General features: G+C 70.0%; 20 protein-coding genes, 1 tRNA gene and 1 pseudogene. 6 read left to right on the plus strand and 16 right to left on the minus strand.

What is annotated here, in order from left to right:
• Positions 1-39 precede the first annotated feature (39 nt).
• Positions 40-1014: an AAA family ATPase gene (locus tag BUE16_RS00870; protein ID WP_073306540.1), complete on the minus strand. Its 975-nt coding sequence runs from the start codon at positions 1012-1014 to the stop codon at positions 40-42.
• A gap of 108 nt (positions 1015-1122) precedes the next feature.
• Between BUE16_RS00870 and BUE16_RS00875 the strand changes: the two genes are divergently transcribed.
• Positions 1123-1207 (plus strand) — tRNA-Ser (locus BUE16_RS00875).
• Positions 1208-2051: 844 nt separating this feature from the next.
• On the opposite strand, the gene BUE16_RS00880 is transcribed toward BUE16_RS00875, so the two are convergent.
• From BUE16_RS00880 to BUE16_RS16165, 4 genes are all read right to left on the minus strand, one after another.
• Positions 2052-2525, minus strand: a complete 474-nt coding sequence (locus BUE16_RS00880; protein WP_073306541.1) for a redoxin domain-containing protein — start codon at positions 2523-2525, stop codon at positions 2052-2054.
• A gap of 72 nt (positions 2526-2597) precedes the next feature.
• Positions 2598-2927: a hypothetical protein gene (locus BUE16_RS00885; protein WP_073306542.1), complete on the minus strand. Its 330-nt coding sequence runs from the start codon at positions 2925-2927 to the stop codon at positions 2598-2600.
• 120 nt (positions 2928-3047) lie between these two features.
• Complete coding sequence (locus tag BUE16_RS00890) at positions 3048-3386, minus strand: hypothetical protein (protein ID WP_073306543.1); 339 nt, start codon at positions 3384-3386, stop codon at positions 3048-3050.
• A 59-nt stretch (positions 3387-3445) separates the two neighbouring features.
• The gene (locus tag BUE16_RS16165; RefSeq protein ID WP_234972319.1) at positions 3446-3799 is read right to left on the minus strand and encodes a DUF192 domain-containing protein; all 354 of its coding nucleotides are present in this window, start codon (positions 3797-3799) and stop codon (positions 3446-3448) included.
• A gap of 282 nt (positions 3800-4081) precedes the next feature.
• Between BUE16_RS16165 and BUE16_RS16170 the strand changes: the two genes are divergently transcribed.
• The 4 genes from BUE16_RS16170 to BUE16_RS00910 all read left to right on the plus strand — a co-directional run bounded on the left by BUE16_RS16170 (position 4082) and on the right by BUE16_RS00910 (position 7573).
• On the plus strand, positions 4082-4225 hold the full coding sequence (locus tag BUE16_RS16170; protein ID WP_143165336.1) for a rubrerythrin-like domain-containing protein: 144 nt from the start codon (positions 4082-4084) through the stop codon (positions 4223-4225).
• A gap of 34 nt (positions 4226-4259) precedes the next feature.
• Positions 4260-4865, plus strand: coding sequence for a DUF7097 family protein (locus tag BUE16_RS00900; protein ID WP_073306544.1), 606 nt, complete (start codon positions 4260-4262; stop codon positions 4863-4865).
• A 69-nt stretch (positions 4866-4934) separates the two neighbouring features.
• Positions 4935-5489, plus strand: coding sequence for a GMP synthase subunit A (locus BUE16_RS00905; protein WP_073306545.1), 555 nt, complete (start codon positions 4935-4937; stop codon positions 5487-5489).
• Positions 5490-5641: 152 nt separating this feature from the next.
• A complete protein-coding gene (locus BUE16_RS00910) occupies positions 5642-7573 on the plus strand; it encodes a DUF2070 family protein (RefSeq protein WP_073306546.1) in 1932 nt (643 codons plus the stop codon).
• A 74-nt stretch (positions 7574-7647) separates the two neighbouring features.
• Here BUE16_RS00910 and BUE16_RS16535 read toward each other — a convergent pair whose 3' ends face one another.
• From BUE16_RS16535 to BUE16_RS00930, 5 genes and pseudogenes are all read right to left on the minus strand, one after another.
• A complete protein-coding gene (locus tag BUE16_RS16535) occupies positions 7648-8046 on the minus strand; it encodes a methyl-accepting chemotaxis protein (protein WP_079991432.1) in 399 nt (132 codons plus the stop codon).
• A gap of 37 nt (positions 8047-8083) precedes the next feature.
• Positions 8084-8566, minus strand: a pseudogene (locus BUE16_RS17455) (methyl-accepting chemotaxis protein); the annotation flags it as partial.
• Positions 8567-8676: 110 nt separating this feature from the next.
• A complete protein-coding gene (locus tag BUE16_RS00920; protein ID WP_234972301.1) occupies positions 8677-9282 on the minus strand; it encodes an HAD family hydrolase in 606 nt (201 codons plus the stop codon).
• A gap of 163 nt (positions 9283-9445) precedes the next feature.
• On the minus strand, positions 9446-10630 hold the full coding sequence (locus tag BUE16_RS00925) for a M24 family metallopeptidase (protein ID WP_073306548.1): 1185 nt from the start codon (positions 10628-10630) through the stop codon (positions 9446-9448).
• 262 nt (positions 10631-10892) lie between these two features.
• Positions 10893-13052, minus strand: coding sequence for a hypothetical protein (locus BUE16_RS00930; RefSeq protein WP_073306549.1), 2160 nt, complete (start codon positions 13050-13052; stop codon positions 10893-10895).
• Positions 13053-13443: 391 nt separating this feature from the next.
• Here BUE16_RS00930 and BUE16_RS16540 point away from each other — a divergent pair, with 391 nt between their 5' ends.
• Positions 13444-14106 carry a winged helix-turn-helix transcriptional regulator gene (locus BUE16_RS16540; protein WP_159435688.1) on the plus strand — a complete coding sequence of 221 codons (663 nt, stop codon included), beginning with the start codon at positions 13444-13446 and terminating at the stop codon, positions 14104-14106.
• 61 nt (positions 14107-14167) lie between these two features.
• Here the strand turns inward: BUE16_RS16540 and BUE16_RS00940 are convergent, their stop codons facing one another.
• From BUE16_RS00940 to BUE16_RS00965, 6 genes are all read right to left on the minus strand, one after another.
• Complete coding sequence (locus BUE16_RS00940) at positions 14168-16096, minus strand: IucA/IucC family protein (RefSeq protein ID WP_073307025.1); 1929 nt, start codon at positions 16094-16096, stop codon at positions 14168-14170.
• Positions 16097-16263: 167 nt separating this feature from the next.
• Positions 16264-17820, minus strand: a complete 1557-nt coding sequence (locus tag BUE16_RS00945; RefSeq protein WP_073306551.1) for a lysine N(6)-hydroxylase/L-ornithine N(5)-oxygenase family protein — start codon at positions 17818-17820, stop codon at positions 16264-16266.
• Entirely contained in the window at positions 17817-18554 is a 738-nt protein-coding gene (locus BUE16_RS00950; protein WP_073306552.1) for a GNAT family N-acetyltransferase, read from the minus strand. Before BUE16_RS00950 ends, BUE16_RS00945 begins: the two co-directional genes overlap by 4 nt.
• The gene (locus BUE16_RS00955) at positions 18547-20490 is read right to left on the minus strand and encodes an IucA/IucC family protein (RefSeq protein WP_073306553.1); all 1944 of its coding nucleotides are present in this window, start codon (positions 20488-20490) and stop codon (positions 18547-18549) included. The genes BUE16_RS00950 and BUE16_RS00955 overlap by 8 nt, the downstream gene beginning before the upstream one ends.
• The gene (locus tag BUE16_RS00960) at positions 20487-22028 is read right to left on the minus strand and encodes a pyridoxal phosphate-dependent decarboxylase family protein (protein WP_079991469.1); all 1542 of its coding nucleotides are present in this window, start codon (positions 22026-22028) and stop codon (positions 20487-20489) included. The genes BUE16_RS00955 and BUE16_RS00960 overlap by 4 nt, the downstream gene beginning before the upstream one ends.
• 185 nt (positions 22029-22213) lie before the next feature.
• Positions 22214-23578 carry a diaminobutyrate--2-oxoglutarate transaminase family protein gene (locus BUE16_RS00965; RefSeq protein ID WP_073307026.1) on the minus strand — a complete coding sequence of 455 codons (1365 nt, stop codon included), beginning with the start codon at positions 23576-23578 and terminating at the stop codon, positions 22214-22216.
• Positions 23579-24038 lie beyond the last annotated feature (460 nt).

Raw genomic sequence — 24038 nt, forward strand, 5'->3', positions numbered from 1 at the left:
CGTCGGGGAGGCGAAACGGTACACGCGCGTCCGCCGCGGCTACCCTTCGGGCTCGGTCTCGGCGTCGCGGATGGTCGGCACCTCGACGCGGTCGAGTACCGCCCGGAGCACGTCCGCCTTCGCCACGTCGTCCACCTTGGCGTCCGGCGTGAGCACGAGCCGGTGGGCGAGCACCGGCGTCGCCACGCGCTTCACGTCGTCGGGGGTGACGTACGCGCGGCCCGCGAGCGTCGCCGCCGCCCGGGCCGCCTCGAAGAGACGCTGGGTGCCACGCGGCGACACACCGACATCGACCCGGCGGTCCTGCCTGGTGGCACGCGTTACGGCGGCCATGTACTCGAGCAGGTCGTCGTGGACGCGGACGGACTCGGGGGCTTCGCGGGCGCCCATCACGCGCTCCTCGTCGAGCACCGCCTCGACGCTGGGGTCCTGTTCGACGCGGCCCGCGCGCCGGCGCAGGAGTTCGACCTCGCCGCCGAGATCGGGGTATCCCATGGAGGTCTTCACGGCGAAGCGGTCGAGTTGCGCCTCGGGGAGGGGGAAGTTGCCGGCCTGCTCGACGGGATTTTGGGTCGCGATGAGAAAGAACGGCTCCGGGAGTTCGTAGGTCGTCCCGTCGACGGTCACCTGTTCCTCCTCCATCGCCTCCAGCAGCGCCGCCTGCGTCTTCGGCGGCGCGCGGTTGATCTCGTCGGCGAGGACGACGTTCGCGAAGATCGGTCCCCCCGAGAACTCGAACTCGCCGGTGCCCTCGTCGTAGACGGTGGTGCCCGTCACGTCCGAGGGGAGCAGGTCGGGGGTGAACTGCACGCGGGAGAACGACAGGCCGAGCGCCGTCGCCATCGACCGCGCGGTGAGCGTCTTGCCCGTGCCGGGTACGTCCTCGATGAGCACGTGGCCCCGGGACAGCAGGGCGATGAGGATCTCCTCAAAGAAGGCGTTCTCGGCGACGATGGCGGCGCGGATGGTGTCGAGCACGTCCGTGCAGGCCGCGCTCGCGTCGGGAACGTCCATGGGGTCTGGGGGCGTTCGACCGGCAAGAAGCCTCGGCTTCGGGGGACAGTGACATACGGTCGATCGAACCGAAACGGTTTACAGGCTGACCGTCCGATTTGAAGGCGAGCCGAGGTAGCCTAGCCTGGCCAAGGCGGCAGATTCGAAATCTGCTGTCCATTCGGACTCGGGAGTTCAAATCTCCCCCTCGGCGCTTCTGGCGGCACACCGAGACGAACGGTGAGCGGAGCGAATCGTGAGGAGCCGTGCCGCCGAACGACTTCCGGGGAGATTTGAGCAGAGAGTGAAGCGAGCGAACGCGAGCGGAACGATCGTGTTCAAATCTCCCCCTCGGCGTTCTCCGGCGACACCACACCGCGAGCACCCCGTGTGCTCGAAACCGTGTCGCCGGTGTCGGCTGTGCGGGACGATTTGAACACGGAAGTCGCAGCGTCGAGCGAAGCGAGGCGACCGTCTTCAGGAGTTCAAACTCCTCCTCGGCGCTTTTCGCGCGAACCACACCGCGAGAGCCCTTCGTGGCTCTCACCCCCGGGAGCGCGAAACAACTTCCGGAGAGATCTGAGCGGGGGTGTGGCGCGATCGAGTTCAACCCTTCCCGGCGATTCTCGGCCCGTAGGGGCTGTGAAGCTAGCGTTTATAGTGGACCACGGCACCCCGATCCGCGAGCCTCGATCCACGCGATAAACAACAGACCGCGATATTGAATCGGATATCTGAAGACACCCCAGAGTTTCGGAGTTTGGATTTTGATGCGTGCCTTATTTTCACGTGGTCTGTGGATGGATCGTCTTTCGTCCGGCGATTAGGCTGCAGTCGCGGAGTATGTCGCTCAGAAAAGTTTTCTGAGTGATAAAATTACGGAACCGCAAGACAGCTCCTGTTTCACAGGTCCTTCATATGAACAGAAGGCACACATCAAAGCCATCCTCCGAGGTTGTGGGATCGGCCGCGTCGCGTTCGACGCGTGCCGGTGGCACCGCCGAGCGACGGCCGCTCCCGAACGCCCGAACGAATCGGGGAGGCGCCGGCGGCGCGAGTCAGGCGTCCTCGACGGCCGCCAGCAGCGCCTCGTAGTCGGGTTCGTTCGTGGGGTCGTCCGCCTCCCAGGCGTACGTGACGACGCCGTCGTCGTCCAGAACGTACACCGCGCGGTTGGCGATGCCGTGCAGTCCGAGCTCGGGGATGTCGATCGAGAGGCCGTACGCCTCGATCCCCTTGCCCGCCATGTCGCTGACGAGGTCGAACTCGAGGTCGTACTCGTCGGCGAACGCGCCCAGCGAGAACGCCGAGTCGGCGCTCACGCCGAACAGCGTCGCGCCCGCGGCCGTGAACTCGTCGTGGTGCTGTTGCAGGGCCACCATCTCGTTGGAGCACGGCGGCGTGAACGCGCCGGGGAAGAACGCGAGCACGACCGGCCCGTCGCCGAGGTGATCGCCGAGGTCGAACGACTCGTGGTCGCTGCCCTTGTACGTCGCGGTGAACGTCGGTGCTGCGTCGCCTTCGGCTATCATAACGACTGGTCCTACCGCCGCGTGACCCCTAAATCCTCCTCGGTTGTGCACCGGGCGCCGCCGGCGGGCGCGTCACGTTCCGCCGTCGGTGTACGTCGACAGCGTTCCTGGGTCGCCGTCGTCACCGCCGCGGAGTCGGCGACGGCGCTTGTCGTAGGCCCCCTCGAGATCGAGCAGTTGACGCTGGCGGGAGACGAGGTACGCGTCGACCTCGCTCCTGTCTGCGGGGTGGGCTGCGTGGATCCAGACGGGCCGGTCGGCGCCCGTGGAGAGTCCCTCCGCCCACGCCTCCGCGGCGCCGCGGTCGTCGAACTCCCGACGCGTACCCTCGTGAAGCACGGCGTGGCCGACCGCCGCGTTCGCCTTGCGCGCGGACGGCTTCACCTCGACGAGGTAGCTCACGCCCGCCGATACGGCGGCATCCGATAAATACGTCCGGAGATCTGACGGCGTCGCCGCGGGCCGCGCCACCGACTGCTGGCGTCGCGGGGCGCTGCCCGGCGAGTCGCGGCCGCCTCCCCCCTACAGCAAGTGCGAGAAGTTCCACAGCCCGATCAGGACGAACCACGCCGCACAGCCCAGGTACACCGCCGCCCGGAGACCGGGCACGTACCACTCCGGCGTGTCGCCGCCGGCGAGGCGGTCGATGAGCACGCCTGACTCCGCGAGCAGGCCGACGACGACCATCGTGACGGCGGTGAGCAGCGCCATCCCTCCGACGGGACCGAGCCACGCCATCAGCGCCCGCGAGAGCGGCACGGACTCGCGCACGGAGTCGGAGAGGCGGAGCACGACCACCGTCGAGACGGCGTCGAGGCCCTTCCCGACGAGCAGCGCGCCCGCGAGCGTGGCTCGGCGCATGGTCCGCGCTTGGGCGCGATTCGGGATAATGGTACTCGCTCCGGCCGCGCGGGCGCCGGCTACTCGACGATTTCCACGCTGTCTCCGGGTTCTACGTCCTCGGCGGCGCCAGCCGGGAGCTCGATGACCGTGTCGGCGGTCCCCCAGCCGAGCCCGATCCACGGTCGAAGCCGCTTCACCTTCGTCACCTCGCCGTCGACGAGCCAGACAGCGTCGATCGCGAACGGGACGAACAGCATGTGGAGGCTCCGTGAGTCCGCCTCTTCGAACCGGAACATGAGCGCGTACTCCTCGGGAACCGACCGCCGGAACATCAGCCCCCGCGCCTGCGACCCGAACGAGTCGGCTACGTCGACTTGGGTCGCGAGCACGCGCTCTCGCGGCGCCGACGGCTCGTCGTCCTCGGGGTCGATCGCCGCGGACCGGTGAATCACTCGCACGGGGCGTGTTCGACGGGCCGCCGCTATGAACGTATCCGTTCCACCGATACTGTTCGCGACGGCCGGTCGGTCGACCTCGGACCGAGGTCCGCCTCGCGGCGAGCTGACAGTTGATCGAGACGGCTCCGGAGAACGCGGTCGATTCTGCACAAATAACGGAATTCTGGAAAAACCGAATGCAGGCGGTACGAATCGGAATAATATCGGGACAGTCACCACGTCGCTTATTATCGTGCGTATCGTTAACACGCGCTGATGCGTCCAGACCCCTACCACACCGGAACGGTGCGCATCTTCGAGTGCCGCGAGTGCTCGGCGCGAACCGAGGCGGAGCACAGTCCAGGAACCTGTCCCGAGTGCGGCGGCGACCTGCAGGACATCAGCGTCCCGCGGGAGTGAGCGATTTTTCACCGAGGCCGACGCGGGTACCGCCATGGAGCGGACGCCAGACGGAACGCCGGTCGGCGTCGACGACCCCTACGAGTTCGCCGGCCGTTGCGACTACCTGACCGGCGACGGCCGGTGTCGGTTCGCGCTCGAACGTGCGGGCGACGACCCCGCGTTCGCGGCCGAGCGTCGCCGCGCCGACTACGCCTGCGTCGCGGCCGACGAGGACGTCGACTGGCGCGACTGCCCACACTACCGGTCGACGACCGATGCGAAGGAGTGCGCGCGCTGCGGGCTGGAGGAGGTCCGGATCGCCCACGACGAGCGCCGGCCGCTCGTGGAGGAACACCATCTCTCGTACGGCGACGGCGTCGACGCTCGGGACCGCACGAGTGGATCGCAGGACGGCAACGCGAATCGGAGCAATACCGGAGACCAACTCGGCAGCGGGGATGGGAGCGATGGCCCGTCCCACGAGATCACGATCGGGCTGTGCCGGTGGTGCCACGCGAAGGTGCACACGTCGTTCGCCCGCGTCAACGACGATGCGAGCCCCGACCCGGAGGCGATCGCCGAGCGCGAGAGCCGCCGCGGCGACGAACTCGGCGAGCTGGGGTTCTCGCCCGCGAGCGAGCGCTATGACGATGAGTGAGATGGGCACGTCCGTGCATCTCCCGGCGCGAAGCGGGTCGTTTTTCACCACGTCCGCGCAACTATCTGTATGAGCGAGCCGCGCATCGTGGTCATCGACAACCACGGACAGTTCACACACTTGGAGGGCCGGGCGCTGCGCGACGTGGGCGTCGACTCCGAGATCCTCGACAACGACACCGACCCCGCCAACATCAACGCCGACGGGATCGTCCTCTCGGGCGGCCCGAGCATGGACCGCGTCGGCCGCTGTGCCGACTACCTCGAACTGGGCGTGCCGGTGTTGGGCATCTGCCTGGGCCTCCAGTTCATCGCCGACGAGCTTGGCGGTCGTGTCGAGTCGGGCGACTACGGCGGGTACGCCGACGTGGACGTGCGGATCCTCGACGACGACGACCCGCTCGTCGGGTCGCTCGCGCCCGAGACGCGCACGTGGGCGAGCCACGCCGACGAGGTCGTCGAGGCACCCGACGGCTTCACGGTCACCGCCGACAGCGATGTCTGCGGTGTCGAGGCGATGAGCGACACCGACCGCGACCTCTACGGCGTCCAGTGGCACCCGGAGGTGAGCCACACCGAGCGCGGGCAGGCGGTCTTCCAGAACTTCGCCGCGGTCTGCGAGTAGTCACGTCCGCTCCGGTTCGTCGTTCCGTACCGTGGTTTCGTTCGCGATCGGCGGTGGCGTCGGTCCCCGACGCGGTCACCCGTGGACGAGCCCCCGCGCGGCGAGGTCGTCCTCTTTTTAACCACGGGCCGCGTTCGCCACCGCCAACGCGCATGACTGCGACCCAGAGCAACCTCGCCGGCCTCTCGCGGTTCATCTTCCGCGCGCCGTCGTGGTACACGTCGGTCGCGTTCGCCCTCCTGCTTGCCGCTGTCGCGGGCGTCGGCGCCTTCGAGCACCCCGAGACGTCGGTCGTGTGGCGCGGCGTGCTGTTCGTCGGCCGCGACGCCTGGGAGGGCGTGTTCTTCATCGGCATTCCGACTGTCGTCGCCGGACTCGCCACCGCGTGGGTCGACCGCCTCGTCGGCGGGCGGCTCACCCCGAACCGCTCGTCGCTGCTCGCGCTGGTGTGTGAAGTCGTCATCGTCGCGTTCCTCGCGACGGGGGCGCTGCTGGCGTATCTGACGCCGCTGGCACAGCGGTTCGTCTTCGACGTGCTCGTCGTCGCGCTGGCGTCGGTGTTCGCCATGCGGCTGCTGGTTATTATGGCAGTCTCGCGCTCCTCGCTGCCCGTGGCTGCGGTTCCCGCGAGCATCCAGACCGCCGTCGCCGCGGTGCTGTTGTTCGTGTACAGCGGGACGCTCCGCGTGCTCGAAGTCGGGGGACCGTTCCTTGACACGTTCCTCATGCCGTACCTCTCCCGACCAGAGGAGGCACCGTCTGAACTGTCGGCGATCAGCCCGGACCACTTCGTCGTTCTCGGACTCATCTGCGGGCTGTATGCGGTCGCGGTGTGGACGTTCCTCTACGTCGTGGATCGGCCGTGGCGCAACACGCTGGGCGTCTCCGTCCTCGACTTCCTCCGCGGCTTCATCGGCCACATCGCCGAGGGGACGCGCGAGTTGGAGGACTTCTTCGAGCAGCTGGGCGAGGAGGCGGTCGTTCCCGTGACGGTGCTGTCGATCCGAACAGAAGACGGCGACGAGAAAGCCCGGTGGGTGCTCCCGATGATTCACCCCGGCCCGATGGGCGAGATCGGCGGCGGGAACCTCCCGGTCCGGATCGCCGAGTCCACCGACGGGCTCGCGTTCCCGCCGCACGCGACCGCCGGCCACGACTTCAACCTCGTCACAGAGCGCGAGGTCGACACCGTCGTCGCGGCGGTCGACCGCGCCCACAGCCGACTCACCTACTCGCCGACGGCAACCGAGAGCGTCCGCACGACCGCCGGCGAGGCGTCGGTGCTCGGGCAGGCGTTCGACGACGACGCGCTGCTCGTTTCGACGTTCGCCCCCGAGTTCGCGGACGACGTGGAGTACGCCGTCGGGCTCTCGACGGCCGCCGAGGCGCGCACCGCGGGACTGGACGACGTGCTGCTCGTCGACGCGCACAACTCCAACAACGGCCTTGACGGTCCGGACCTGGGCCACGTGACGCCCGGGTCGACCCGGTCGTTCGATATGATGCAGGCCGCGCGCCGGGCCGGCGAGCGGCTCGCGGTCGCCCCCAGGGGCGACCTCTCGGTCGGCGTGGCGTGGGAGCGGACCGACTGGACCCCGGAAGAAGGGATCGGCCCGCTCGGCATCCGAACGATGGTGGCCGAGGTCTCCGCGGGCGATGACGCGGACTCCCAGACGACCGCGTACGTGCTCGTTGACGGCAACAACATGGAACCGGGGCTGCGCGGGCACCTCGTCGACGCCGTCGTCGACGCCGTCGACACCGACGAGGCGGAGGTGATGACGACCGACACGCACATCGTCAACACGGTGGAAGCGGACAACCAGGTCGGCGCGGTCGTCGATCGGGATGCCCTCACCGACGTGGTGGTCGACGTGGCGCGGGAGGCGGTCGCGGACACCGAACCGGTTGAGACCGGGATGGCCACCGAGCACGCCGAGGTAACGGTGTTCGGCAACGACCGCACTGAGTCGCTCGCGAGCCACGCCAACGCCGCCGTCTCGATGGGCGGCGCGCTCGCGGCGGCGGTCATCCTCGCGTCGCTGGCGATCTCGGTGGTACTGTTCTTCGTTACCGGCGCCTGACGTTTTCAGTTCGAACGTCGAAGGGAGGTCGCGCTCGGCGCTGTGCTACCGGTCGGCCGCGTCGGGAGCCAGACTCACTCCTGCAGCGACTCGACGACGGAGGCGATCTCGTTGGTCTGCTCTTCGACGGCGGCGGCGATCTCGTCTGCCTCGTCGGCGATCTCATCGGCTTTCTCGGAGGCGCCCTCGACCATCGAGGAGACCTCCTCAGCTGAGGCGGCTTGCTCGTCGGTCGCGCGGGCGACCTCGGTGACGCCGGCGGAGGCCTCCGAGACGGTCTCGGAGATATCGCCCAGGTGGTCCATCGCCTCCTCGGTCCGCGCGACGCCCCGCTCGATCCGCTCGTTGCTGCCCTCGATCTCGGCGATCACCTCGTCCATCTCGGCTTTGATCTCGTCGACGGTCTCTTCGACGGCCTCGGCCTCCTCTTGGGTGTCCTCGGCGAGGCTCTTGAACCTCGTTCGCGACGACACCGAACCCGTCGCCCTCGCTGCCCGCGCGGGCGGCCTCGATGTTGACGTTGAGCGCGAGCAGGTTCGTCTGCTCGGCGATGTCGTCGATCACGTCGACGAACTCGGCGATGTCGTCGATCCGGCGGCCGATCCGCTCGATCCCGTCGGTCATCGACTCGGCGGCGTCGGCGACGCTCCGGATCGCCTCCATCGCCTCGGCGGCCGACTGCTCGCCCCGGTCGGCCGCCTCTTCGGCCTCAGTCGCAGCCTGTGCGACTTGCTCGGCCGAGGAGGCCACCTCCTCGATCGCCGCCGAGAGGTTCGTCATCTCGTCGCTCACGGCTTCCATGTCGTCGGACTGCTCGCCGGCCAGTCCCGCAATCTCCGTCGTCGACACCGCGACCTGTTCGGATGCCGCCTGCAGCCCCGAGAGCGCGTCGGCGGCGTCGTCGTCCACGTCGCCCTCTCCGGCCGCGATCTGGTCGTCGATGTCAATGTCAGTGTCGATGTCGTCGCCGCCGTCGGATCGGCCGGTTGCCATGACAACGAAAACCTGTACCCGCAGTATAACACACGGAGGTAATATTATCAATTCAGGATCGTAACTTCGCTAAGCTACCGAAACAACTCGAAACTCGAAAGATTCTGTCGTTATCGGAACTCGATCGGGCCGCCCTCGGGTGTCTCGACGAACCGTCCGCCCGCCGCCTCGACGCCGCCGTCGACGGACGGGTCGGCGCCCACGTGGGTCAGGTCCCCCGCCCCGGCCCCCAGCGCGTCGGCGACGCGGTCGAACGCCCGCGGGTCGGGCTTGCGCCACCCGCAGGCGACGCTGCTCACGATCGCGTCGAAGTCGTCGCGCGCGAGATCGGAGCGCACGAGCACGCGACCGACCAGCTCGGGCACCGCGCAGTTCGCGAGCAACCCGACCGGGCCGTTCTCGCGTGCGTTGGCGACCGCCTCGACTGCCCTGCTCCGGGTGGTAACCGTCGGGTCGAACGCGGCGACGACGGCCCGCCGAGCGGCGTTGCCGGGGGCGTCGACGCCGCGGGAGGCGAGCGCCCGGCTCACGTGTGCAGGGAGCGGGATCTCGGCGCCCGCGGGCGCGTCGACGTGCGTCTCGCGGTAGGCGTCCGCCCAGTCGGCGGGGACCTCGACGCCGCGGGCGCGCAGTTCGTCCCCAACCGCCGCGGCCGGGTCCGACGGGAGATCCGCGTCGACGAGGGTGTCGAAGAGGGCGAAGGAAACGGCGCTCACGCACGACGGTGCCCGCGGCGGCGACATGAACGTATCGAGGCGGGATCCGGATTCGATATCGCGGTTAGTGATATATGTCTGATCGCGCCTCTCGGCGCTCCGCGGTTCGAGACTATCGCGACGGACGGGAGAACGGCGGATCAGTGGTTTTCGTGGTCGATCGCTACCGGATGACGTTCGATTCTAGATCCCGCGGGAAGTAGGTCAGCCACTCGACGCCGCTCTCGGTGATGGCGATGGTGTCGGAGTGACGGTAGCCGTACTCGTCGGTGTAGACCCCCGGTTCGATGGTGTAGATCTGTCCCGCAGCCATGACCTCGTCACCCTCGTCGACGTACTCGTAGTCGTCCCACCCGCGGTCGATGTAGGGGGGCTCGTGGCCCCCGAGGCCGATGTTGTGGCCGACGTGGTGCTGGGCGGTGTCCTCGATACCCTGCTCCACGAAGTAGTCGTGGACGGCCTCGTCGACGCCGGCGATGGACGCGCCGGGCCCGAGCGCGTCGATCGCGACATCCTGCGCCTCCAGCATCAGCTCGAAGTAGTGGACCTGCTCGTCGCTCGGTTCGCCGACGAACATCGTCCGCTCCAGCTCGGAGTGGTAGCCGTCGACGTTCGCCGAGGCGCCGGTGATCAGCACGTCGCCCTCCGCGAGTCGTTCGTTGGGAGTGTGGCCGTGCGGGAGGGCGGTCTCCTCGCCTGAGATGTACCCCGCGTGGACGGGGCCGCTCCCCCGCGTCCGGACGGCGTAGCGGTCGCCGAGCGCGTCGAGCATCGCGCGGGAGGCGTCCGTCGTCGCCCGCTGGCTCACCGTCACCGGGTGGGCGCCGACCTCGGTGTAGTCGGCGAGGTAGCGGTGCGCCAGGTTCGCCCACTTCGCCGACTCGCGCACGAGGTCGACCTCGCTGTCGGTCTTCTCCCAGCGCATGCGGTCGACCCACGACTGGTCGTCGACCTCGACGAACTCCGAGAGGGCGGGCCCCTCGTAGCCCATCACGCCGGGGGCGCCGTCGGCGTCGGAGACGACCGACTCGACGCCCATGCCGTCGAGCATCGCGGCGGCCGTCTCGATCGGCCGCCCCTGCGGGTAGTCGAAGTAGTGGTGGACCGCGTCGATCCGGGGGTTCGGCTCGACCCGTTCCACCTCCAGGCGGGGAACCGTGATCTCCATGCCATCCTGCGTGACCGCGAGAACGACCGGGCGCTCGGTCTGGATGTGGTGGAAGCCCGAGAGGTACTCGATGTTCGTCGCGTTGAAGAACGTCGCCGCGTCGGCGTCCGTGTCCGCGAGCCGCCCGCGTACCTCCGCGAGCCGCGCGTCGAACTCGGATTCGGGGAGCGTCGTCGCCATGGCTCCGGGATTCGCCGCTCGCGGGATAAGCGTCGGGGAACCGGCGCGGGGGGACGAGTCGGGGACGATACCCGGTCTGGCAATGCCGGCGACGGTGACCGGGGTCGGGATCCGAACGCACGACTCCGACATGCGGGCGTCGACTCGACGGACGAGGTCCGGTTCGTCAGGCGGGACCGCCGGAACGGGGGACAGGGAGGCGAACGTACGACCCGTCCGGCTCACTGCCCGCCGGTCGGCTGTGGGTCGGTCCGCCTGCGGTTCACTCGGGATGTGGCGACATGATCGCGTTGTCGTGGAACAGCGGATCGAACTGGTAGAAGACGAACCCCGACGCCCGTGCCCCCTCGATGGTGGTGGTGACGTCGCCGTTCCCCTTCACCGGGGCCCCCTGTGCGTACGTCTCGTCGATCCAGTAGCCGTCGCTGCCGTCGGTTCCGTTCCTGTACAGCGTCCCGTTCTCCGGGCTCAGATACCAGAACGGCTTCCACAGCGGCGTCGGCGGGATGATGTCGCCGCCGGCGTCGTCGGGGTTGCGGAGGAACTTCGGGAAGACGAGTTCCTCGTCCCCGTCGCCGTCGACGTCCATGTTCGTCAGTCCCCGCGGGTGGACGCCGCTGAGGTCGCCCGTGGGCATCTTCGCGACGCCGAACTGCTCCGTTCGACGACCCATCAACAGCCCCTCGGTTCCGTCACTCTCGTGGAGCTTCTCGGCGCTCGGGTCGTCGGCGGTTCCGATGATCTCCTTCGGCGGGTCGAACCGCCAGGTGTTGGTCCCGTCGGTCGTGGAGAACCGGTAGCCTGCGTGCGCGTCGCCGCCGCCATCGGTCAACGACTCCAGTATCTCGCGGTCGGTCGATCGGGGGAACACGTCGTACTGCCGGATCACGTCCTTGTGTGGACGGAACCCCCAGCCGGAGCGCCACTGCATCTCGGCGCTCTTGGGGCCGCCGTACAACGGCTTGAAATTCATGATCTCGAAGCTGTGGCTCGCGCCCGACAGGTCCAGCGAGTCCGGGGCCGTCCGGATATCGTCGCCGACGCGGTAGCCGAAGTCGACCGCCCGGTAGTAGTGGGTGTGGTCGTCGAGGTTGATCACCTTCACCTCGAACTGGTCGCCCTGGCTCCACGGCTCCATCGTGTCGGCTCCGTCGGGGCCGTCGCCGTACATCTCGTTGTTGGCGTAGACGGTGACGTAGCTGTACGGCCCGAACGTCCCGCGGTCGATACCCTCGCTCTCGAGGACGTCCCACGCCTCCGGGGGAAGCTGAAGCGGGTCGGTCATGAGATCGACCCACTCGTCGGCCGTTCCCCGCGGGTCGGTGCCGGGGTCGGTGAGCATCGCGTTGACCTCGCTCGGGTCGGCCGTGTCGTCCAGAACCGCCCTGGCGACGGTGTGGGCTTTTTTCTCGGGGGCGGCGTCGCCGATGTCGTCGATCGAGAGGTTGCGGTTCCGGACGGTGAAACTCTTGCTTGGCGAATCGAGGACGACCTCGCCGTCGATCTCGGTCTCGAAGACGGGCTGGAGGAACTGGATCTTCGGCGGGTGGTCGCGCCACCCCCACGTGTAGATGCCCCTGAGTAGGCCCAGCGGCGGCTTGTTCACCGAGACGTGTGCGACCTCGTCGGTGTGAACCTCGCTCCAGGTGGAGTCGAAGATCTTGAACGGGAGGCCGGCCGCGTCGTTGACGGCCGTTCCGGGGGAGAGTTCCTCGCGCTCCAGGGAGTAGACGTGGTAGTTCACCCGGAGCAGGTCGTGCGGATGGGCGTCGACGGGGACCCGCAGGAGGAACGTGTCGGCGTCGAACGATTCCCCGTACCAGAGCATGTTGACGTCGACCTCCCAGACGGTGTGTTGTGTGCCGTCGATGCTGGTCCGGGTCTCGCCGGAATCGCGCAGACGCTTCATTTTGTACTCGCCGTCGACCTGGTCGTCGAGCGGCCCGCCCTGCGAGTAATTCAACAGCCGGAACCCGTCGTAGATGCGCCCCGCGGTCTCGCCCGTGAGGATGGCCTCGACCTCGCCGGCCGCGTTGTCCATGGCCGCCGTGTCGCCGTCCTCGGCAGCCTTCGAGAGTTCCTCCAGCGCCGCCCGGAGGTCGTCGTGCGGGTCGCTGACGCGGGTGATCTCGTGGCCGCGAACGCTGGTCGCCCCGTCCGCGTCCTCGACCGTGTGACTGACTACCTGGTGAAGTTCGCCGTCCTTGACCTGGTCAGTGTTGGGGATACGAACGGCCGACCCCGACAGTTTCGTCCTGACCGGCTCGAGGATCCCCGGGTCGTTGGGGTCGGTCGCCGCCGCCGCCGTTCCGACCGCGGGGAGTCCCGCCGCCGCGACCCCGGCCGCTCCACCGATGAGGCGCATGTAGTCCCGTCGTCCGATGCTCGTCTCCGTCCCGTCGGGTGTCTCGTCCTCTGACATGGTGTCGTCGCCCGTGACAGCGCGTGATAGTGATTGCGACGACGATGTACCGGTCCGACCGCACGCCGTCGTGCGGTCGATCCCGGAGTGACTCATCGCAATTATTATGAGTCGATGCCACGAGTACTCTCCGGTAGTCGACGGGAATTATTATAATTTTTCTTACTATACAGTAACGACATGTCGAGGCGACCACCGAGTAGCCGGTCGGGAAGCCGGTGTCTGTCGCGTGTGTGTGCGTGGGACCTCCCGGTCGGTGTCGGCCGCCGGAGTGGGTTACCGGACGGTAACCCGGTCCCGGACGCCCCGTATTTGTATGGTCGGCCGTCGTGTGGGAACGTCACACGCGCTACGTGTGTTCAACTGGGTGGGGGTCGATCGATCCGTCGGAATGTCCACCGAACCGGAGTCAACGTCCGACGGAGCCGACGACCCGTCGAGCACCGTCGACGCGCGCGAATCGCCGTTCGACTGGCGTGCGGCCAGGGCGACCCTCGACCTGATCGGTCGCAAGTGGCACCTGTCCATCCTCGACGAGTTGCTCGCGGAGGGACCTCGACGGTTCAGCGAGTTCGAGGAGCGGCTCGACGGCGTCTCCGCGACGACGCTGTCCGACAGCCTCGGGGACCTCGAGGGGAAGGGCCTCGTCGCGCGGGAGGTGCGCGACACCAGGCCCGTCAGCGTCCGCTACGCGCTCACGGAGCGCGGACGGTCGCTCGACCGGGTGGTCGAGTCGCTGAAGTCGTGGGGGCGGGCGAACGTCTGTACCAAGCGATTGATCGAGTATCGACATCATCCGGAGATCGTCTACCGACTGCTGGTCGACGAGCGGCTCTACTTCTCGGAACTGCAGGAGGTGACGGGGGTGCCGAACAAATCGCTCGCCGACAGCCTCGAACGGCTCGACGAGACCGACATCGTTCGGCGGTCAGTCGAGGACGCGAAGCCCGTCCGGGTCTCGTACTCGCTCACGGAGCGCGGGCGGTCGCTCGCGGCGGTTCTCGGATCGCTGGCGTCGTGGAGTCGACGTGAGTCGGCGGAGTGTCCGACATAGGGACCTCCCGCGGGGTCGGTCCCGCTCACCGGGTCGGGACCGGAACGGCCGACCGCCGGCGCTACGTCGGTCCGGCGGGGTCGGACGCGACCGGGTCGGTGCCTGACTCGTCGCCCCGCTCGTCGGCGTCGGCGACCTCGTGGAGCGCGTTCCGGACGGCGCCGTGCTCGGCGGCGTGGGGGCGGCCGGCGGCGTCGCCGTACCCCTCCTGTGTCAGGCGGTTCCGGTTGAGACACAGCTTCGTGAACTCCGGGCGGAGCAGGTCGAACGTCTCGAAGCGGTCGGACAGCTCCGGGAACCGCCGCTGGTAGTCGAGGACGGCCCCGCGCACCTGTCGCCAGAAGCGCTCCTCGTCGTATCCGTGACGGGCCGTCAGCAGGTCCGAGAGGTACCGGAACACCCCGACGAACAGCCCGCAGAAGTAGAACTGACACAGCCCCTCGGGCGGCTCCGACCGGAGCACCCCGCGGAGTTCCTCGTCCAGCCGCTCTAGCTCGGGCAGCGGCCGGTCTGAGACGTTCACGTCGTCGACGAAGTCTTTCACGCCCAGCCGCGCCGGGACGAACTCGTCGTCGAGGATCACAATCGTGTTCTCGCCGTGCGGGGAGAACACCGTCCCGTAGCGGTAGAGGTAGTGGAGCAGGGGCGGCAGCATGGTCGCGAACAGTTCGTCGAGCCACTCGTCCACGTCGAGCGGCGACCGCTCGACGAACTCGGAGATCACGGCCTCGCCGTCCGACTCGTGGAGCAGTGCGGCGAGCGTGACTGCCTGCTCGTCGTCGTCGATGAGGGCCGTGATCGACTCGCGCCAGACGGCGCCCAGCAGCTCGTCGTACTGGTAGGCGTTCCCGTCGAGCTCGGCGAACTCCGGGTGATCGTAGTTGACGCCGGCGACCTCGCCCGGGAGGACGAGCTCGCACTCCTCGCGGAGGAACTCGTCGCCGTCGCGGATCTTCTTCACGTACTCGGTGACGCGCGGAGCGGCCTCGGTTCGCTCGCCCGGCAGCCCCCGCCAGACGAGCGTGTTCAGGACCTTCATCGGCAGCTTCACGTTGTGCTTCCCCGGCGCGTCGACGTTGAACATCGTGCGCACCGACTGCCCGGGGAGGTACTCGTCCTCGCCGTCGTCGAGCGGGACGAGCGCGTCCTCGGCCAGCTCCTTCGCGTACAGCGAGGTGACGACCTCCTCCCACTGGTAGTCGTGGACGGGGATCAGGGTGTACGCGTCGGGGTCGAGCCCGCGATCAGCCAGGTCGCGCATGAACGACCCGTACTGTTCGCCGAGTTCCTCGCGGAGCAGCCCCTCGGGGTCGAGCCCCCCAACGGTCTCGAAGGCCACGCGGTCCTCGCGGGCGGCCAGCCAGCCGATCGTCGTGGTCTGGCGACACTCGGGGGCGTACGCGCGGTAGTCGTCGTAGTCCCAGCCGAGCCGCCCCTTGTTGAACGTGATCCACGGGTGGCCGGTCATCTCGCTCTCGTACTCGGCGTAGGAGAGGTCCGCGAACGAGTCGGGCGCCTCGCGCGCCTCGACGTGTGCGTCCGCGAGCAGGGTGTTCCGGTACTCCCGGATCAGGTGTCCCGCGGTCAGCTCGTCGGTGCCGAGCGTCTCGCGGGCGTCGAGGAGGAACCGGATCGGGTCGGTCGCGTCCTCCCACGCGGCGCCGTCCGCCGGCGCGGTCGACCGCTCGACCGTCCCCGGGAACACCCGGAGGCCGTCCATGAGCCGCTCCTCGGCCTCGAACCGGTAGGCGACGGCGGGGTCCTCGTCGCCGTCGCCCCCGCGCTCGCTCTCGTCCCCGCGGTCGCGCTCGCCGTCGCCCGCGAGGTCGACCCGGTAGCGTCCGCCGCGGTCGGTCGCGGCGACGCGCTCCGGGTCGATCAACTCCTCGTAGGCGAACTCCCGCAGCATCTTCGCGAGGAGGTCGCGCTCGGCGGCCTCCCAGTTGTCGGCGTCCAGTGCGTCCTGTAGCGTGTCCTCGTAGGTGTCCATCGTCGTGTCGGTGTTCATGTGGCGTGTCGGTCGGTCGGCGGTGCGTTCGGCCCCCGGCGGTGCGTTCGGTCCTCGACGGACGTGCTGCTCCCCGGCGGACCGTCGGTCGCTGTGCCCGCGTGCGCCGGTCCCCCGGGGCGACGTGGGCAGCGCGGGCGGCTCCGGCGTCAGTCGTCACCCCGCGGGGGCTCGGCCGGGCGGCCGCGGTCGTCGCCGGAGTCGGATCCGTCTGCCTCCCCGCGGAGGCGACCGGCGGGCACGTCCTCGACGTACCGGGCCGGCGAGAAGTCCTGGAAGACGGTGTCCCGGTCGACCGGGTACGGCGAGTCCGCGAGCAGGCGGTCGAGGATCACCGCGTTCCGGTAGGTGCCGAGCCCGAGGTCGGGCGCGCCCACCCCGTGGGTGTGCACCTCGGCGTTCTGGACGAACACCTCCCCCGGGAGGTCCCCCTCCAGCGCGTACTCGCGGCCGACGCGGGGGCGACCGTGCTCGTCGCGGTCGATACGGGGCTCCAGCGACGAGAGGAACGACGGCGTCGGGCGCTGGTATCCCGTCCCGAGCACCACCGCCTCCGTCTCGAACGCGAACGCGGTGTCCTCCTGTCGCTGGCGGCAGTCGACCCGGTAGCGGCCCGGACCGACGCGCTCGATGCCCTCCACCTCGGTCATCGCGATCATGCCCACGTCGGGGTCGCGGTCGCCGACGGAGTGCTCGTACAGCGTCTCGTAGATCTCGTCGCTCGTGTCCGGGTCGATCCCCTTGTACAGCAGGTCCTGCTCGGGGATGAGATCGTCCTTGAGCGGCTGGGGCAGGTCGTACACGTAGTCGGTGTACTCCGGCGTGAAGTGCTGGAGCCCGAGCTTCGAGTACTCCATCGGGAAGAACCCGTCCGACCGGGTGACCCAGTCGAGCCGGTAGCCGCGTTCCGGCTGTCGATCGAGCAGGTCCTGGAACACCTCCGCCGCGCTCTGTCCGGAGCCGACCACCGCGATCGACTCCGCTTCGAGCACCGACTCGCGGTTCGGCAGGTACCCCGCGGTGTGGAACACCTCGTCATCGGGGAAGCCGCGGAACGCCTCGGGGACGTACGGCCGGGAGCCGACGCCGACTACGAGGTCGCGCGCGAGGTAGCGGTACCGCTCGACCGCCGGGGCGTCCGGGTCGGTCGCCGCGGGCTCCGCGGGGTCCTCGGGCCGGATCGCGGTCACCCGGAAGTTCGCCTCCGGGTGCTCTTGCCCGACCGGCTCGATGTCGACCACCCGCCGCGAGAAGCGGGCGCACTCCAGCGACTCCGCGACCCACCGGCAGTAGTCGTCGTACTCCCGCCGGGGGATCTGGAACGTCTCGTAGAAGTAGAACTCGTACAGCCGGTCGCGCTCGCGGAGGTAGTTGAGGTAGCTGTACGGGTTCGTCGGGTCCGCGAGCGTCACCAGGTCGGCGAGGAACGGAACCTCGAGGGTCGTCCCCTCGATGAGCATCCCCTCGTGCCAGACGAACGCCGGCTTCTGTTCGAGGAAGACGGCCGAAAGCGGCACGTCGTCGCTCCCCTCGATCAGCGCAGCGAGCCCCAGGTCGAACGGGCCGAGGCCGACGCCGACGAGGTCGCGGACGCGGTCCGGGTCGCCGTCCGCGGGATCGCGGTCGACGCTGTCGGCGGGATCGGCGCGGTCGGCGTCGCCGTCGACATCGCCGCCGCCCGCGGCGTCGGTCGACCCCCCGCTCATCGCTCCACCCCCGCGGGGTCGGCGTCGCCGTCGCGGTCCGTCGCGGCCTCGGCGTCGCCCGCGTCGTCCGCGTCGTCGGCGCCGTCCGCGTCTCCCGGGTCTCCTGCGCCCTCCGCGGCGCGCTCGGCCGCCAGCGCGCCGGGGGAGAAGGCCCGCTCGAACCGGGCGCGCTCGCACACCAGCAGGGTCGCGTCTTTCCCCTCATGGGGGAAACGGAACTCCCCGCGGGGCCGGAAGCCGACCCGCTCGAACGCCCGGATCGCGGCGTCGTTGCGGGCGTCCGGCTCGGCGACGACCCGGTCGGTGCCGGGGTGACGGAACGCGAGGTCGGTCATCGCCCGCAGGAGGGCGGTGCCGTACCCGCGGCCGAGGTACGGTTCGGGGCCGATCAGGAGGTGGATGCCCTGGTCGCCGTCGCGGGCGTTGTAGTGGTCCGCGAGCGGGTCCTCGGCGGCCCAGTAGCGCTCGAAGTAGCTCATCGGGACGCCGTCCACGCGGCCTACGTACGGGGTGACGTGGTCGTCGTCGAGCCGCTCGGAGAGCGCCCGGCGGAACGCCGGCAGCGGGGCGCCCATCTCCCAGTAGGGGCGCACGTGCTCGCTCGTGAGCCACGCGTGGAGGCGGTCGAGGTCTCGCGGGAGCTCGACCGGACGGAACGACACCGTCCGGTCGACGCCCGGCGCGGGGCGGCGGTACTCGCAGTCGTCGGACAGCAGGCTGAGCGCGTCAGTCATCGGATGTAGTGGTCGTCGAGACGGGGGCGGTCCCGTCGGACACCCGCGTCGCGATCGGGTTCTCGATGTCGGTGTAAACGGACTGGTTCTCCAGGTCGTTCTCCAGCTCGTCGAGCCCCTCGAAGCGGGTGAGCAGGTTCGCCTTGCACGGGACCCGGGGCTCCGAGAGCAGCCCCGACACGAGCGTCGAGGCGTCGGGCTCGTGGTCGGCGAGCGATTCAAGCTCCGCCCGGAGCACGGCGAGAAGGTCGGGCTCGTCGGCGACGCCGCCGGCGCCGAGGGCGTTCACGACGCCGAGGGCGTTGTTGAGGACGACGTAGTAGCGCAGGCGCTCGTCGGCGACGGCGTCCGGGCAGACGGTGTCGGCGCGCTCGCCGACGCCAGGGAGCCACCCGTCGACGCGGTCGTACCGCGACTCGGGGAAGTAGTACCCCTGGTTGTCGCGGTAGAACCCCTCGACGGGCCACCCGTCGTCGTCGAGGCGCACGAGCGTGTTCTGCTGGTGGGCCTCGACGCCGACGCCGAGCTCGAAGTACGTCCACAGCACCGGCCGGACGGTGACCGAGAGGTACGCCCGGAACCACTCGCGGGCGACCGCCCGCTCGGGGCGGCCCTCGCGCTCGGCGACGCGGGCGACGACCCGGGCGGCCCGCGAGGGGCCGTCGAGGCCGTCCTGACACAGCCCGACGACCGGGGTGACGTTCGTCGCGTCGTCGCCGCGGAAGGGGTTCTCCCGCAGCACGGTCTCGAAGCCGGACTCCGGCCCCTCACCGAGGTCGAGCGTGAGCGCGGCGGGGTCCTCGACGACCGAGAAGTCCGGGAAGCGGTCGGCGAGCGCGTCGCCGAACCCCGTGTCGAGCAGCTCGGAGACGGCGACCCCCCGGGCCAGCTCGGGGCGCTTGTTCGTCCGCTCGGCGTTGGTGATCCGCACCGCGAGCGACCCCTTGACCATGAAGGGCGCGTCGGGGCTCCACAGCGTCCGTACCGACGAGGTCGGGTGGAACGTCGGCCCGAACGCGCCGAGGTCGCGCACGTCGCCGCGGTCGAGCGCCGCCTCGACGTGCGGCTGCGAGCGGAGGTAGTCGGCCTGCCAGGGGTGGACCGGAACGAGCGCCTCCCCCGCCGCGACGGCCTCGTCGGCGGCCGCGGGCGCGTCGTCGGCGTCGGCGACGAGCGCGTCGACCCACTCGGCGGCGGTCCCGTCCCGGGCGGACCACTCCGAGACGACGGCGGGGTCGGCCGCGAAGAACCGCAGCGGGAAGCCGCCGCGGAGCTCCGGGGCGTACCGCCCCGCCTCGTGGTCCGGGATCCCCTCCCGGCTCTTGGGCGTCGGGTGGAGGTGGTGGCCATACACCAGCGACTGCTCGGCGTCGCGGAAGCCGACCGTCCCGCCGTACATCCGGTCGTGCTCGGCGGGGTCGTCGCGGGCGGCGGCGAACCGCTCGGTCGCGCGCCGCGAGGCGAGCACCCGGCGCAGGAGGTCGTCGCCCGCGGTCGGGTCGCCGGCGTCGAGCGCGAGTTCCCGCCGCGCGAGCGCCGCCAGCGTCCCCGAATCGAGCGGCTCGGGAGCGGTGCCGTCGGCGGCGTCGACCGCGGTCCCGTCGGTCGCGTCGACGGCGCCCAACTCGTCGGTCACGCCCGGGTCCGCCCCGGCGCCGACGCCGCGGGCGTACGCCGGGAGGCGGAACAGGTGCCGACCGGTCGCCGACTCGTAGCGCAGCGGCGCGAACGCGGCGACCCCCTGTCGCGGGAACGGGACGCGGACGACCCGGCCGTCGGCGCGGTCGGCTCCCGCGGGGACCCCGTCGGGGACCGCGCTCGGGGGCAGTACCTCGCCTGCGCCCGTCTCCCGGAGGTAGCAGTTGAGGAACGCGTGCAGGGTCGCCGACTCCGCGTGCTCGGCGGGGGAGTCGGCGACGGTCCCGACGCCCGTCACCGGTCCACCCCCGTCGCGTCGGCGGTCGCCCCGGGCGGAGCGTCGCCGTCTCGCCGGCGATCCGACCGGGTCGCCTCCGTCCCCTCACGATCGGTCAAGCCGGCCCCGTCCGTCTGCTCGGCCCCCTCGGCCTCGACGGCCGCGGCGTGTCCCTTCAGCGCGACGAGGAGGTCGCGGACGTCGTCGACGGTCGTCCGGGGGTTCATCAGGGTGAACTTCAGGTGCGCCCGGCCGTCTACCTCGGTCCGCGCGACCACGCCCCGGCCGGCCTCGAACAGCCGGTCGCGCGCCTCGCGGTTCACCCGGTCGGCCCACGCGCCAGGGTCGCGGTCGGGGCGGTCGCGAAGCGGCGTGTACCGGAACGTCACGGCGTTGATCGTCGGCTCGCAGGCGAGCTCGAACGCCGGGTCGGCGCGGATCTCGCCCGCGACGCGGTCGGCGAGCGCGACCGTCCGGTCGACGAGCGCGGCCAGCCCCTCGCGGCCGAGCGTCCGGAACGCGACGTACGGTTTCAGCGCGTCGAACCGCCGGGTCGTCCGCGTCGACTTCCCCACGAGGTTCGGCACCTCGTCGGCCTCCGGGTTGAGGTACGCCGCGTTGCGGCTCATGTACCGGAAGTCGGCGCCGTCGCCGAGCAGGAACGCCCCGCAGGCGATCGGCTGGAAGAACAGCTTGTGGAAGTCGACCGCCAGCGAATCGGCCCGCCCGATCCCCGCCAGCACGTCGCGGTGGTCGTCGCTGACGGCGAGCGCGCCGCCGAACGCGGCGTCGACGTGGAGCCAGAGGTCGCGGGCGTCGGCCACGTCCGCCAGCTCCGCGAGCGGGTCGACGCTGCCGAAGTCGGTCGTCCCCGCGGTGGCGACGAGCGCGAACGGCCGTTCGCCCGCCTCTTCCAGGCGGTCGAGTTCCGCCCGGAGCGCGTCGGGGTCCATCCGGCGGCGGTCGTCGGTCGGCACCTCGACGACGGCGTCCTCGCCGAGGCCGAGCAGGGCGGCCGACTGGGCGGCCGTGAAGTGGGCGTCCGCCGAGCAGAGCACGCGCATGTCGCCCGCCTCCGGCGGCAGCCCCGCCTCGCGGACCGAGCGGTCGAACGTCTCGGCGACGTACCGGTCGCGCGCGAGCAGCAGCCCCTGGTGGTTCGACTCTGTGCCGCCGCCGGTGAGCACGCCGTCGGCGTCCGGCCCCAGGTCGAACAGCTCCGTCAGGTCCGCGACGAGGCGCTCCTCGACGACGGTCGCGGCGGGCGCCTGGTCGAAGGAGTCGAGCGACTGGTTGACGGCCGCGAGCATCGCCTCGGCCGCCAGCGAGGGGACCGTCGGCGGGCACTGGAGGTGCGCGACGCACGCCTCGTCGCTGGGGTACACCGCGTCCGCGAGCACGCCGTCGCGCACGTCCGCGAGCACGTCGTCGAGCGGCGCGCCCGTCTCGGGGAGCGTGGCGCCGTCGAGACGCTCGTGCAGGTCCGCGTAGGTCGCGCCCGAGTAGGGGCCGTCGGGGTCGCCGACGACCTCCAGCACCGCATCGCGCGCGGTCGTCATCGCCTCGGCGTACGCCTCGTTTCCGGCGTCGCTCCCGAGGAACAGCCCCTCCGCGAGCGCGCGTCCGCGACCGGCCGATCCGTCCCCGTCTGCGGAGCGGTGGACCTCGTCGTCGCCCTCGCCGTCTTCGGCGTCGGCCACGGTATCGTCGCCCGGCCGGGGCTCGCCCACACCGCGTCCGGGGCTCACGCCGCCACCTCCGGTCCGTCGGCCGCGAGGGCCGCCTCGACCGCCTCGCCGAACCGGGCGGCGATCTCGTCGACCTGCTCGCGCGTGACGACCAGCGGCGGGAGGAAGCGGGCGACCGCCGAGTCGCGGCCGCCGGTCTCGATGACGAGCCCGCGGTCGAAGCACGCCGCCTTCACCGCCGACGCGAGGTCGCCGTCCGGCGGCGGGGGGAGGTCGCCGTCGTCGGTACCCGCCTCGGGGTCGACGAACTCCACGCCGAGCATGAGCCCGCGTCCGCGGACGTCGCCGACGGCGTCGAAGCGGGCCGCGAGCGACTCCAGCGGCTCGCGGAGGCGCTCGCCCATCGCGGCGGCGTGCTCGTCGAGGTCCTCCGCCAGGACGCGCCGGATCGTCACGCGACCTGCGGCCATCGCGAGCTGGTGGCCCCGGAAGGTGCCCGCGTGCGCGCCGGGCTCCCACACGTCCAGCTCCTCGTCGTAGACGACGACCGAGAGCGGCAGCCCGCCGCCGACCGCCTTCGAACAGGTGATCACGTCGGGGACGACACCCGCGTGCTCGAACGACCACGTCTCGCCGGTGCGGCCGAGCCCGGTCTGGATCTCGTCGACGACCATCGGGACATCGTGCTCGCGGGTGATCCGCCTGACCTCCCGGACCCACTCGTCGGGTGCTGGGTTGACGCCCCCCTCGCCCTGGACGAGTTCGAGCACCGCGGCGGCGGGGTCGGCGATCCCGCTCTCGGGGTCGGCGATCGCTCGCTCCGCGAAGCGGCTCACCGACTCGTGTTCGCCCGGCGCCAGCCCGAACGGGTGGCGGTACGGGTCCGGGTACGGGAGGTGGTGTACGTCCGGCATCAGCCCCGGCACCGGCTCCTTCGCGTCGGTGTCGCCCATGAGGCTGAGCGCGCCGTTCGTCATCCCGTGGTAGCCGCCCTGGAAAGCGAGCACGCTCCGGTTCCCGGTCGCGGTCTTCGTCAGCTTCAGCGCCGCCTCGATCGCGTCGGTGCCCGCGGGCGAGCAGAACTGCACCTTCGCGCGCGAGGCGAACCCGTCGGGGAGGCTGTCGAACAGCGCGTCGACGAACGCCTCCTTCTCGGGCGTGGTGATGTCGAGCGTGTGCAGCGGGCGGTCCTCCGCCAGCAGCCGCTCCAGTTCGGCGGTCACCTCCGGGTCGTTGTGGCCGAGCGCGAGCGTCCCCGCCCCGGCCAGACAGTCGAGGTAGTCGTTCCCGTCGGCGTCGGTCAGTTCCAGGCCGCGGGCGCGCTCCACCGCGAACGGGAGCGAGCGCGGGTACGTCCGAGCGCTCGACTCCCGTCGCCGCTGACTCGCGAGCAACTCGGCGTTCGACTCGTCGTATCTCACGGCGACGCCCCCCCGCGGACGCGTCGGCCGTCTACCGTGTCGTTCCGCATGCATGATTTAGGCTAACCTAAAAAAGCATAAACCCGTCGATTATTAGGCAGACCTAAAAATATCCAACAGCGTCACGTGTTCCTGTTTCGTGTCATCGGCCAGTTAGTTTCTTTCTCGAATATGCGAATATATTTGTGTTATTTCGGCCGGCCTAAAAATTTTCGTCGCAGTCCGTCACGCGCTCGTCGCGTCGGTGCCTGGCGGGGGCGCGCCGACCCCGTCGCTCTCAATAAACTGTACAACGCGATATAGAATCGACGGGGCGCCGTCAGTCCAGAGTTTCGGAGTTTGGATTTTGATGCGTGCCTTATTTTCACGTGGTCTGTGGATGGATCGTCTTTCGTCCGGCGATTAGGCTGCAGTCGCGGAGTATGTCGCTCAGAAAAGTTTTCTGAGTGATAAAATTACG

Source organism: Halobaculum gomorrense, assembly GCF_900129775.1.
GTDB classification, from domain to species: Archaea; Halobacteriota; Halobacteria; order Halobacteriales; family Haloferacaceae; genus Halobaculum; species Halobaculum gomorrense.